The following is a 12737-nucleotide window of genomic DNA, read 5'->3' as shown; positions in this document are numbered from 1 at the left end:
AAAGGATCATGACGTGTCTGGCAAAGGCGACAAAGCTCGCCGTTGCGATCACGCTGCTGTCGGCAGCGGTGACTGTGCAGGCTGGCACGGTCGCAGGCGAGATCATTCCGCTATATCCCAAGGGCGTCGTCGCCGCGCTCGGCGTCCCGGAAACGCGGGACGTCTTGCGCGAGACGGGCGAGACGATGATTTTCAACGTCAGCGATCCCACGTTGGAGCTGTTTCGTCCCGAACCGACGCGCGCAACCGGCACGGCGGTTATCATCGCGCCGGGAGGCGGCTTCGTCGGCCTTGGTTATGAGGCTGGTGGCACCGCTGTCGCGCGTCAGCTGGCACAGCGGGGCGTCACTGCGTTCGTACTCAAATATCGCACGATACGTAGCCCTGACGATGCCATGCACATGCCCGAAATCCATATGAAGGAGATGGAAGTCATCATGGCGCGGGCAAAGAGCGGCTTGCCCGAAGAAGTGCCAGTCTTCGCAGGGGAGAAGCATGCAGTAGAGGATGGCGCACGGGCCATGGCGATCGTGCGGGAGAGTGCCGCCGATTGGGGAATCGATCCCAAACGCATCGGCTTCCTTGGCTTCTCCTCAGGCGCTTTCCTCGCGGCTGACCTTGCCATCGGCAACAGGGTTTCGCGGCCCGATTTCGTTGGACTGATCTATGGCGGGCTGCGTACGCCGGTTCCGTACGATGCCTCGCCGGCCTTCATCGCGGGCGCGGCGGACGACGCCTTCACGCCAAACGATCCTGTCCAGCTCTATACGGCCTGGCGGAAGGCGGGAGCTCCGGCCGAACTGCACCTGTATGAACGCGGTGGGCACGGGTTCGACCTCAAGCCAAAAGGCACGACCAGTGACCACTGGTTCGAAGCCTTCTTGTGGTGGATGCAGTCTCGCGGCCTGATCGCGACGGTCAAGGGTTAGGGACGGGTTTCCACCGCAAACGGATCCTTGGCAGGATCATCGTTCCAGACATATTCGCTGCCACGCGCCGTGCGATCCGCCATCTCGCGGCCGTAGAGCTTTTCGACAAGCCCCAGCGCCATGTCGGTACCTGCCGATACGCCCGATGAAGTGATATATTTGCCGTCGATCACCCAGCGGGCGTGCCCCTGCCATGCGACCTTGCTCGACTGACTCGATGCCCAGGTGAAAGCGATTTTGTTGGACGTTGCCTTGCGGCCATCGAGAATGCCTGCCTTGGCCAGCAGGGCTGATCCCGTACAGACCGACGTCGTCCATTGGGTGCCCTTGTCCTGCTTGCGCAGAAAGCCCAGCATGACCGGGTTGTTGACCTCGGTCCGCGTCCCCATGCCGCCTGGGATCATCACTATGTCGAACTGTGGCGCGTTATCGAACGAATAGGTCGTGACCGTGTCGATCCCCTGAGCCGACTTGATCGGACCGCCGTGCTGCGAGACCATGACGATCTGGTAGTCAGGAAGGCGTGCCCACATCTCCACCGGACCAAAGACGTCGAGCGTCTCGAATCCGGGGAACAGGACGATGCCGATCGTCTTGGGCTTGCTGACGGAATCAGCCGGTGCGGTCGACGCCGTCTGGCCGGTCGCGGTCGCTACGCTAGTCAGCGCCAGCATGCCGACGATCAGCAACATCGCAACGCCCAGACGGCGGAGGCAGGGCCATCTCAGGACATCGCAAGCAACGGGCGGAACTTCGCTCCCGCCGCGCGAATTTGGAAATCCCTGATAAAGCGTGTCTGTCATCGTTGGCTATAGATCCATCGTCAGGACTGCGGCCAGTCTTCGTCCTGGCAACACAGTATATCCCCCGCCGCCCGACACTTTCCAGCCAAAAACATCAGTCACATTCTTCGCCTGAAGCCGCAGCAGCGTCGGAACGCCCGCTATCCGGGTACGATACCGCGCGCCCAGATCGATCACGGCCTGAGCAGGCAATGTCGCGCTGTTAGCAGCATTGGCGACCTTCTCGCCTTCATAGAGCATATGCACGTCAAACGACAGGGCCGGCATATTGGGCAAGCGATAGTCGAGGTTGGCATCAATGGTTAGGTTCGTGCGGCCGATTGGCTCTCTGCCCAGACGTCCCTCATCGACGGCCTGTCCCGTCACGCGAGGACGCAGATAGACTGCACCGATCACCATGTTCATGCCAGCGAAGGGCTGACCGGCGAGAGAGGCTTCCAGACCGCTATGCCGCACATCGCCCAGTGCGCGATAATAACCGTCGCGACTGTCTATATCGAAATAAGGCTTGCGCAGGTCGAAGAGCGCCGCGACCAGCTTGATGCCGCCGGGCAGTTGCTGACGAAGGCCGATTTCCTTTTGCCGCGTATGCAGCGCAGGCAGGGCGAGGTTGCGGTTGACGGCGTTGGCGGGCGCTACGCCGCTTTCCTCCAGCCCGCGCGTCATCGCGCCATAGAATGTGGTCGTTGCGGTCGGCGTGATGGCGATCGCGGCGTTCCATAGCCAGGGGCGATCATGCACCAGGTCGACGGGCAGACCAGGTTGCGCGACCGTCTTGCGATAATCGGCCCGGGTGACGCCCAGATTGAATTCGCCAACCCCGCGCCAGCGCACTTCATAACCCGCCGAATAATTCATTTGCTGCACCCGGTCACGGGTCCGTTCCCCAAATACGAAGTCTGGCTGTTCCTGCGGGTCGGGCACGCCGATCATGGCATCGCCAAGGTCGATCGTGTCGAAGCCGCCATAGCGCGCTTCGGCCCTGCGTCCCCTTGCCGAGAACAGCAGGCGGTGCACCAGCGCGCCACTACCCAGGGTACGGCTTAATCTGGCTTCGCCAGATGTCGACACATTGCTCTGGTCCCGCCCGACGAGCAGCGTTGAACGGCCCATCCCTTGCGCGTTGACACCCGAATAATAGGCTGACGCATAATCGTCCCTGGTGAAGCGGCTATCGAACAGGCCCATGGCGATTTGCCACCGGTCAAGATTCGCCTTGATCGTGCCGCCGATATTGCGATTGTCGCCCGCCCAGTCGGCCCAGTCCTGCCCAAAATAGCGACGGCGCTTGATACGCGGCGGCGGCGCGCCGTCTGCGGTATAGATAACCGGCGCCTGTTCTTCATCGCCATATTGATAGCCCGCGACAAAGGCAGTCGCCTCCACGCCCTGCATCGGTCGGTAGCGCAGCACGCCGCCATAGCTGACAAACCAGGCGCTCGCACCGCTGACATATTCATCATCGTACAGGCCAAGGTCGAGATTGACGTCGAACTTCTCCGTCACCGGCAGGGCGGCGTCGACCACCAGATCGGTGCCCAGATAATCGCCACTGTTGAACTGGACGCTGACCACAGGCTTGTCGCCGACCCGGCGCAGATCGGCATCAACGATGCCGGTCGGCGCGGGGAAGGGGTAGCCAAAGGCAGTGAGGCCGACCCTGACCGTGGAGCCACGTACGATCACATTGCTGATCTGGCCCGCCTTGTCGAAATAGAGTCCCTCGACACGGTTATTGCCGGCATCGCTGGCGGAAAAGCCCCGGACATTGCCGCTGGCATAGATGCCAACGGAATCACTGCCGACGCTTTTCCCGAAGCCGTCCTCCGCCTCGCGCACCGCATTTTCATCGGTGCGCTGCGCCATCGCGGGCTGCGTCAACAGCCATGCGGAAAGAAGAAGCGGGCCAGCATATTTCCCGGTCACAACGATAACACAAGCCTGCCCCGGACGGTACGCGGTGTGCCCGGAGTGATCCAGACATTGCTGTAGCTGCTTTCCAGATAATAGGCGTCGAACAGATTTTCCGCGTCCAGATGCACGGCAACATGGTCGCTGACCTGATAGGACAGGTTGAGGCGCGCGGTGACATAGTCTGGCAAGCGGAAGCCGCTATTGACGTCATCGCCGGGCCGTTCGCCGACATAGGTGATACCCGCGCCCAGCCCGATTGATCCGGGATTGGTCGCGTTCGACTGCCAGTGGCCATAAATGGCTCCCGAATGACGTGGTACGTTGCTCAGGCCCGATCCCAGCAGCGCTGGCCGCGTGTCCTTCGTCACTTCCGCATCGGTATAGGCGTAAACGGCGGTCAGGTTGAACCGCTCATCCAGCGCATAATTCAGGTCGAATTCGAAGCCCCTGCTTCGGGCTTCTCCGGTCGCGATCGAAAAACCGCTGCTGGTGCCGTCGCTAACCAGGACATTCTTCTTGGTGATGCGAAATACGGACAGGGTGCCGGTCAACTGCTTGTCCAGCAACGCATATTTGACGCCGCCTTCCAGCGCTTCCCCGCGTTCCGGGGCATAGGGGTCCGAATTGGCGTCAACGCCCTGATTGAAGCGGAACGACCGGCCCCAACTGACATAGGCGGACAGCGACTGGCTGGGCGCGAAGGTGAAGGCCGCGCGCGGCGAGGTAACGGACGGGCTTTGCCGGTCGACCGCGCCGCTGCGATAGTTATTGACGCGCTGGCGAATCCAGTCGTGCCGGACGCCAAGCAGCAGGCTGAAGCGGTCGTCGAGCGTCAGGAGATCCTGCGCATAGACGCTCTCGCCGCGCTGCTGCTCCAGCAGGTTCTGATTGAGCGGTGCAACCGGCTTGGGTTGGCCATAGACCGGATTGAAGATGTCGATGTCATAGGGATTTGCCGCTGTCGGGCTGAAGCGGTAAAAGACGCGGCGCTGGTCATAGCGATACGCATCAGCGCCGATCCGGATCTGGTGATTGACGCCGCCCGTCGTGCCGTTGGCGCTTAATTCAACACGGCCGGACAGATCCTGCCAATCATAGTCGTGAATGCGCAGCTGCCGCCGAAGGCGCGTCCCGACCAGCGCGCTGTTATGCGTCGACTGGCCCTGCATCACGCCGTCGCGATACTGGACGCCCGCCTCCAGCGCCACACCCTCGGCAAGGTCGATCGTTACACTACCCTGATGCTGCCCCGTGCGCTGAAGCATCTGACCGTCATTGGGTTCGCCCAGAAAGCGGCTGCGCGGCAGTACCTTGCCATCGCCGTTTACCGCGACAAGCCCGCGATCATGGGTGAAATGCACCAGATTATATTCAAGCTGGTAGAGGAAGCGCACGCTTTCGCTCGGCTGCCAGGCGATCGAAGGCGCCAACAGCAGACGGTCGCTCTTGTTAAAGTCCCGGAAACTGTCGCCCTGCTGATAGACGGCGATCATCCGGGCGGCGACGGTTCCGGACACAGGGCCGCCAAAATCGGCGCTGCCACGGATTGTGTCGAAACTGGCGTAGGACAGTTCGGTCGATGCGTGGAAATGGTCAAGCGGTGCCTTGGTGACAATGTTGATCGATCCGCCCGGTTCCCCCTTGCCCGACAAGGCGGAAGCCGGTCCCTTGAGCACCTGGAAGCTTTCGACCGTGGCCACGTCACGACGAGCGTTGAACCCGCGATTGGCATTGAAACGATTGAGCAACAGGTCCGGCCCCTGATTGATGTCACCGGAAAAGCCGCGAATGGCATAGGCGTCCCATGCTCCGCCGAAGCTGTTCTGTCGGGCCATGCCGCCAGCCAGATCGAACATTTGCGACAGATCGGTAAAGCCAGCTTCTTCGATCAGGTTGCTGCCAAGAATGCGCACATTCTGCGGGAGCAGCAGAGGGTCGACGACCAAGCCGTTGATGCTGGCGTTGGCTTCCCGCGATCCGGTGACCAGAATATTGGTCTCGCTATCGTCAGGCGCGGGCTGCTGGGCCAGCGCGGACGGCGCAATGACGGAGATAGCGGACGCGAGCAACGCAAACCGCAGAGAAAAAATGTTCATGGAAGGCCCCCCGGTTCGATCAAATGATATAGAATATCATTGACGATTGGCCCCCTAATGCGCTGACACCGCCAGCGCAAATGGAAAATGTTATAACGTCCCATTGACAGATTGCTGCATAGGCTAAATGGTCCGAGCCAACAGCCAAGGAGCATCATTCATGTCCCTGACCGCAATCGGCCAGCGCATCCTCTTGTCCGACGTCAACCTGTCCTATGGCAGCCATCATGTGCTGCGCGGCCTCAGCCTGCATGTCGATGCAGGAGAAATTTACGCGCTGCTGGGCGGCAACGGTGCAGGCAAATCGACGACCATGTCCACATTGCTTGGCTTTGCCAGACCCGACAGCGGAACCGTTTTGGTCGCAGGGCATGACCCGGCAGGGGCACCGGACAAGGCGCGGGAACAGATCGCCTATGTGCCGGAGAATGTCGCCCTCTACGAGCATCTGACAGCACGGGAAAATGCCGCATACCTGCTGGCGCTGGCGGGTCGTCACCCATCGCGGGACGCCATTGACGGCGCGTTCGAGGCGACCGGATTGCAGAATGCGGCCTGGGACAAGCGGCTTGGCGGCTTTTCCAAGGGCATGCGGCAGAAGGTGGCGATCGCCATCGCGTTGCTGCGCGAAGTGCCGGTGCTGTTGCTGGACGAGCCTTCTTCCGGCCTTGACCCCCGCGCCACCGCCGATTTCAACAAGCTGGTCCATGATGTCGCCCGGAAAGGTGCGGCGGTGCTGATGGTGACGCATGACCTGTTGTCGGCGGCCGACATTGCCGACCGCATCGGCTTTCTGGAATCCGGTCGCATCGTCGATGAAGCAGCGGCGCAGGGCGAAGAGCGGTTCGACGTGCGCGAACTGCACAGGAAATTCGCGCGGGAGGTCGTCGCCGCATGAGCGCCATCAGTCTGATCGCGCGCGATGAACTGCGCCTGATGCGGCGCAACCGGGTTGCTGTCATCGCCTTTGCGCTGCTCGTTCTGCTGACGCTGGCAGCAGCGCTCATTAGCTGGTCTCACCAGCGATCCATTGCGGAAACCCGCGCCCGCTTTCAGGCGCAGGCCAGCGAAGCGTTTGAGGCGCAGCCCGATCGCCACCCGCACCGGATGGTCCATTATGGCAATTTCATCTTTCGTCCGTTGGGACCGCTCGCCGCCTTCGATCCAGGCGTGGACGCCTTCACCGGGAACAGCATGTTCCTGGAAGGTCATCGCCAGAACAGCGCCAATTTCGGCGATGTCCGCCAATCCTCCCTGCTGGTCCGCTTCGGCCAGTTGACGCCTGCGTTCGTCTTGCAGGTCATTGCGCCGCTGCTGCTGATCTTCCTGGGCTATGGGGCGGTCGCGCGCGAGCGGGAACGCGGTACCCTGCGCCAGATGCTGGCGCAGGGCGTATCCGCACGCGCATTGATCCTGGGCAAGCTGCTTGCGCTGGCCATGGTCGCGGCCCTGGTGGGGCTTCCCGCCATGATCGCTTTCCTGCTGATCGCCGGGCAGCCGGGGGCGCTCGCCGGACCCATGCTGGTGATCGCCATCGGTTATGCCGCCTATCTGGCGCTATGGGCGATCATCACCATCCTCATATCCGGGCTGGTGAAGCGCGGCCGCGACGCGCTGTTGGCACTGCTCGCGCTATGGGCGGTCCTTGTGATCCTCGTCCCGCGAATTGCACCGGACGTGGCATCGCAGACGCATATGCTGCCCACGCGCCTGGAAACCGACATTGCCATCGCGCACGATCTGCACAAGCTGGGCGACAGTCACAATCCCGACGATCCCTTTTTCACAGCGTTCAAGCAAAGGACGTTGCAGCAATATGGGGTGACGCGGGTCGAGGATCTGCCGGTCAACTATAAGGGGCTGCTGGCCGTGGAAGGCGAAAAGCTCACGTCGCGGCTGTTTGACGATTATGCCGATCGCAGTTTTGGCGTCCAGCGGGCGCAGAGCCGACTGACGGACGGCTTTGGCATCGTCAGCCCCGCCATTTCGCTGCGGCAATTGTCCATGGCGGCGGCTGGCACCGATCTGGAAGGGCATCGCCGTTTCCTCACGCAGGCGGAGGCCTATCGCTACGATATGGTACAGCGGCTGAACCGGCTTCAGGCCGATGCCGTCAGCTACGCCAATGACACCGCGAGCGACGCAGGGGCCGATCAGCGCAAGCGCATCTCCGCCGGGCATTGGCACGAAATTCCGCCCTTCCGCTTCAAGGCGGCCAGCGCTGCCGAACTGGTGAAAGCCAGCCTGCCGGGGCTTGGCTTGCTTCTTGGCTGGCTCATCCTCGCCGCGCTGGCGCTGGTGCCCGTCGCACGTCATCTTCAGAAAGCCCGTTCATGACCCTGATCGCCCACGAACTGCGCCTGTTGCTGCGCTCGCGCATGGCTGCGCTGGCGTTGCTGCTCGTCGCTCTTCTGTCCTGTGCCGCCGTGGTGGCAGGGATGGCGGAGATAAGTCGTCAGCGTGAAGTCATCGCGCGTATCCAGCCCAAGCAGGCGCAGGACATCGCCAGCATCGCCCAATGGGTCGACAGGGACAAGGATGCTGGAAGCGCCGCCTATTACAGCTTTCATGCGACCTGGGACACGCCAGCGCCGCTGGCCTTCGCAGCGCTCGGCCTGCGCGATGTCGCACCCTATATCCTGCGGGTCCGGGCGCTGGGACTGGAAGCGCAGCTCTATGACGGTGAAGCTTTCAATCCGGAACTGGCTCTGCCTGGCCGTTTCGATTTCTCCTTCGTCCTTGTCTATCTGACGCCGCTCTTCGTGATCGCGCTGTTCCACGACCTGGTGTCGAGCGAGCGGGAGGCGGGCCGACTGCGTATGCTCGACGCGCTGGTAGGAACGGGGCGTCATCTGTGGGCGCGGCGCGTGGGCTTGCGCGGCGGACTGCTGTTCCTGGCGCTTGGCGTGCCGCTTTCGGTCGGTGCGATCCTGTCGCATGTGCCCGTCGCTCAGTTACTCGCCGTGCTGGGTCTCGTTGCCCTCTACCTCATCTTCTGGATCGGCGTCACGCTGCTGATCGGACGACTGCGCTGGAGTTCGGTCGCCAATGCTGCGACGCTGGCGGGCTTGTGGCTGGTGCTGACGCTGATCCTGCCCACTATTGCGCATGTCGCGATCAACCGGGCGATTCCGGTCGGTCAGGGTGTCGAAATAAGCCTGGCCCAGCGAGAGGCGGTGAATCGCGCCTGGGACATTCCGCGCGAAGATACGATGCGGGCCTTTTACGCCAATCATCCCGAATGGAAGGACAGCCCGCCTCTGCCCGCCGCCTTCCACTATAAATGGTATCTCGCCTTCCATCAGGTGGGTGACGAGAGCGTTGCGAAAAAAGTCGCGGACTATCGCAACGCCATAGAGGCGCGTGACGCGATCGCTCATGCCATTGGCTGGCTGCTGCCTTCGGTCGGGGTTCAGTCCGTGCTCGCGCGACTTGCCCAAACGGATATGCAGGCGCAGCTTGCCTATCAGGACCGTATCCGCGCCTTTCACAAGCGGCTCCGCAATTTCTACTATGGCTATCTGTTCACCGACACACCGTTCGGAAAGGCCGACTTTGACAAGGCGCCGAAATTCGAAGGCTGATGGCATAGGCGTGGCGCGGTTTGAACAGGGTCACATGCGTGACGCAGTTAAAGTCTAAACTGTCATCAGGGTCGGACGACGACCGCGGATATTGTGTCACGAATTTGAGGCATGACGTGAGCAGAGATGGAATGGAACGACCGCTGACCGAAGCAGCGCAGGTTGATCGCCGCCATTTCGCCGCCGGGTTGGCGGCGGCGATCGGGGGCCTGGCGGTGGCCGGTTGTGCTCAGCGGTCCGCCATGCTGGTCAGCCCCGCGCGCCCGGCGCTGGGCTACGGCCCGACCATCGCCGACCCGGCGGGACTGATCGACCTGCCGGCGGGCTTTTCCTACCGTGTCATATCCCAGTTCGGTGACAGGATGAGCGATGGCCGTTTCGTGCCCGACCGGGCTGACGGCATGGGCTGCTTCGCGCTTCCCGGCGGTCGGCACGCACTCGTGCGCAATCACGAATTGCCGATCAACAGGATTGATGACGGTGCGATGCGGGGTCGGAAGGCCGATTTCCCCGCCTTTGACCGCTTGTCCGATGGTCGCGCGCTTCCTGGCGGAACGACGACCATCGTCCTGGGTGATGCAAATGGGGACATCGTCTCCCAGCATCTCAGCCTGGCAGGAACGATCCGCAACTGCGCGGGCGGAACGACACCATGGGGCAGTTGGCTGAGCTGCGAGGAAGATATGACGCGCGCGGGCAATGGCGTCGGGCAGGATCATGGCTGGGTTTTTGAAGTACCCGCCTCCGCGCGCGGATTGGTGGACCCGCAGCCGATCCGCGCCATGGGCCGGTTCAATCACGAAGCCGCTGCCGTCGATCCGCGCACCGGCATCGTTTATCTCACAGAGGATCGGGACGACGGGCTGCTCTATCGCTTCCTTCCCAACGAACGCGGACAATTGCTCAAGGGCGGTCGCCTTCAGGCGCTGGCATTGCTCGATCCCGCGCGCACCGACAGCCGCAACTGGACCGGGGAAGACATGGCGCAGGGGCAATGGCTGCCGGTTCGCTGGATCGACCTGGATGGCACGGACGCACCTGACGATGACTTGCGCCTTCGCGGCAATCGCGCAGGGGCGCTGCGTTTTGCGCGGGGCGAGGGCATTCATTGGGGCGATGGCGAACTATTTTTCTGCTGCACATCCGGGGGATCGGCCAAGCTGGGCCAGATCATGCGCCTGCGACCCGGCGCGCCGCGGGAGGGAAGCGCCGCAGACCGGCTCCAGCTCTTCGTCGAATCCCGTGGCAAGACGATGCTGGACTTTGGCGACAATCTGACAGTCGCGCCAACGGGCCATCTGGTCGTTTGCGAGGATCAATATACGGACGTCGTCGCCAATCGCCTGATTGGCGTGACGCCGGCCGGTGCCACTTACGTCCTTGGCGCGCTCAAGACGCAGACCGAACTTGCAGGGGCCTGCTTCTCGCCGGATGGTCGCACCCTCTATGTCAACGCCTATAGCCCTGCAAAGACTTTGGCGATAACCGGCCCGTGGCAGACGGTCGTTCAGTGAAACCGTCCGCCCCGAACCTCCAGGCATCGCCACAGGTCATTCGATGATCTAGTCCGGAACGACAGGCAGCCAGACGGCGCTGGCTGCCTCGCCGCCCCGGTGGATCGTCTCGGTCGCCTTCACATAGTCTTCGGGCTTGGCTTCCATGATTGAGTTCACCCAGCTTTGGGGGTTGCGATCATATAGCGGGAACAGGCTCGACTGCACCTGTACCATGATCCTGTGGCCCGGCAGGAACACATGGTCGACATTGGGGAGCGACCACTGGAAGGCATATGTCTTTCCCGGCTCCAGCGGCGCGGGGGTGGCAAAACCGTTTACGTAGCGACCGCGGAATATCTCGATGCCGATGCCGAGCTGGTAGCCGGCCATGGCGGGATTGGCGGAATATTCGTCCGGATAGACGTCGATCAGCTTGACCACGAAATCGCTGTCGCGTCCCGTGGTCGCCGCGCGTAGGTCCACCTTTGGCGCGCCCATGATGTGTACCGGCTTGTCGAGTATGCCGGTCGTGTAGCTCAACACATCGGGGCGCCCATCGACGAAACGCTGATCATGGACCAGCCAGGTGCGCCACTCCTCGCCCTGCATATGGATCGGACGGGGCAGCATCGGCACAGGCTTGGCGGGATCGGAGACATAGCTGTCGCTGCCTGCCTCGGGCTTCGTCCACGACAGGCCGAAATTTGCGCCCAGATAGAGGGGGGTCGGTGTGCCTGCCGGCCAATGCTGCGACACGTCCCAGCGGTTTGCGCCGGTTGCATAGGTCAGTACCGGCGGCGTGTTGCAGGGGGATGGGTTGGTCTTGAGATGACAATCCAGAAAAGGCTTCATGTAGCGCGTGCGGAACTGGAGCCCCGTGTCGCCTTCCCAGGTTAGCGGGCCGAGCGCGCGCGCTTCGTAATTGACCTGGGAATGGCGCCACGGGCCGATGACGAGGCTGACCATGTCATTGGCCGTGTCCTGCTTTTCCAGCGCATGATAGACTGCCGGAGCGCCGTAGCTGTCCTCCTGATCCCATTGACCCACGACCAACATGGTCGGAACCGTCAGCTTCCGCTTCTCCAGCAATTTGTCGACCGCCTGCCCCTGCCACCATGCATCGTAGCTGGGATGCTCCAATACCTTGCGCACCACCGGAAGGTCCAAAAGGCCGTAGGCTCTGGCATAGTCGGCCGCCGATCCCGCTTCCAGATAGGCGGTATATTCATCCCCCGTGCCCTTGGGCACCGGGCCGCCGCCCTTCTTCACCGTCTGGCCAAGATCATAGTCGAAGCCGAAGGTGCGGAACGCGCCGTTGTGGAACCAGTCGTCACCCATCCATCCGTCGACCATCGGACTTTGCGGCACCGCTGCCTTCAGCGCGGGATGCGGATCGACCAGCGCCATCAGCCAGGTGAAGCCCAGATAGGAAGAGCCGGTGATGCCGACTTTCCCGTTGCTCTCCTTCACATTCTTCACCAGCCAGTCGATCGTGTCATAGGCGTCGGTGGCGTGATCGACCTTGGTAGGATTAAGGGGGCCGCGCAGCGGGCGGTTCATGACATAGTCGCCCTCCGACCCGTCAAGGCCACGCACGTCCTGATAGACGCGAATATAGCCGTCATTGACGAACTCCGCGTCCATGACGGGCAGTATCTCTTCAATCTTCTGGCTACGGTTGCGGCTCGTCGACTTGTCGGCATTATAGGGTGTGCGGCTCAGCAGGATCGGCGCATCGGTCACGCCCTTGCGATAGACAATGACCGTATAGAGCTTCCTGCCGTCGCGCATGGGGATCATCACCACCTTGCGTACATAGTCGGCCTGCGGGCGGACCCAGTCATAGGCCTTGACCTGCTCGTTCATCATCGTGTCGGTCAGCGGTGCCTGCTGCGTCGGCGCTGCGGTAGCCGAC

The 12737-nt window shown here is 62.2% G+C and carries 9 protein-coding genes; 5 read left to right on the top strand and 4 right to left on the bottom strand.

Annotated features, from left to right (window positions below; translation table 11 throughout):
* Nucleotides 1–8 precede the first annotated feature (8 nt).
* Nucleotides 9–929, top strand: a complete 921-nt coding sequence (locus tag IWY39_RS17610) for an alpha/beta hydrolase (RefSeq protein ID WP_107125739.1) — start codon at nucleotides 9–11, stop codon at nucleotides 927–929.
* On the opposite strand, the gene IWY39_RS17605 is transcribed toward IWY39_RS17610, so the two are convergent.
* The 3 genes from IWY39_RS17605 to IWY39_RS17595 form a co-directional block, all read right to left on the bottom strand.
* Entirely contained in the window at nucleotides 926–1621 is a 696-nt protein-coding gene (locus IWY39_RS17605) for a DJ-1/PfpI family protein (protein WP_196871663.1), read from the bottom strand. The two genes, IWY39_RS17610 and IWY39_RS17605, sit on opposite strands and share 4 nt — an antisense overlap.
* A 117-nt stretch (nucleotides 1622–1738) precedes the next feature.
* The gene (locus IWY39_RS17600) at nucleotides 1739–3598 is read right to left on the bottom strand and encodes a TonB-dependent receptor (protein ID WP_145246954.1); all 1860 of its coding nucleotides are present in this window, start codon (nucleotides 3596–3598) and stop codon (nucleotides 1739–1741) included.
* A gap of 56 nt (nucleotides 3599–3654) precedes the next feature.
* A complete protein-coding gene (locus IWY39_RS17595) occupies nucleotides 3655–5742 on the bottom strand; it encodes a TonB-dependent siderophore receptor (RefSeq protein ID WP_196871662.1) in 2088 nt (695 codons plus the stop codon).
* Nucleotides 5743–5902: 160 nt separating this feature from the next.
* Between IWY39_RS17595 and IWY39_RS17590 the strand changes: the two genes are divergently transcribed.
* From IWY39_RS17590 to IWY39_RS17575, 4 genes are all read left to right on the top strand, one after another.
* Nucleotides 5903–6640 (top strand): ABC transporter ATP-binding protein, encoded by a 738-nt coding sequence (locus IWY39_RS17590; protein ID WP_107125685.1) that lies wholly within the window; start codon nucleotides 5903–5905, stop codon nucleotides 6638–6640.
* Complete coding sequence (locus IWY39_RS17585; RefSeq protein WP_107125684.1) at nucleotides 6637–8079, top strand: ABC transporter permease; 1443 nt, start codon at nucleotides 6637–6639, stop codon at nucleotides 8077–8079. Before IWY39_RS17590 ends, IWY39_RS17585 begins: the two co-directional genes overlap by 4 nt.
* A complete protein-coding gene (locus IWY39_RS17580; RefSeq protein ID WP_107125683.1) occupies nucleotides 8076–9326 on the top strand; it encodes a DUF3526 domain-containing protein in 1251 nt (416 codons plus the stop codon). Before IWY39_RS17585 ends, IWY39_RS17580 begins: the two co-directional genes overlap by 4 nt.
* Before the next feature lie 116 nt (nucleotides 9327–9442).
* A complete protein-coding gene (locus IWY39_RS17575; RefSeq protein ID WP_331274486.1) occupies nucleotides 9443–10840 on the top strand; it encodes an alkaline phosphatase PhoX in 1398 nt (465 codons plus the stop codon).
* 48 nt (nucleotides 10841–10888) lie between these two features.
* Here the strand turns inward: IWY39_RS17575 and IWY39_RS17570 are convergent, their stop codons facing one another.
* Nucleotides 10889–12691 carry a CocE/NonD family hydrolase gene (locus IWY39_RS17570; RefSeq protein WP_229380716.1) on the bottom strand — a complete coding sequence of 601 codons (1803 nt, stop codon included), beginning with the start codon at nucleotides 12689–12691 and terminating at the stop codon, nucleotides 10889–10891.
* Between the last annotated feature and the right edge of the window lie 46 nt (nucleotides 12692–12737).

It is taken from the genome of Sphingobium sp. JAI105, assembly GCF_015752145.1.
Lineage (GTDB): Bacteria > Pseudomonadota > Alphaproteobacteria > Sphingomonadales > Sphingomonadaceae > Sphingobium > Sphingobium xenophagum.
The sequence above is the reverse complement of the archived record's forward strand: the minus strand, read 5'-3'. Positions and strand labels throughout refer to the sequence as shown.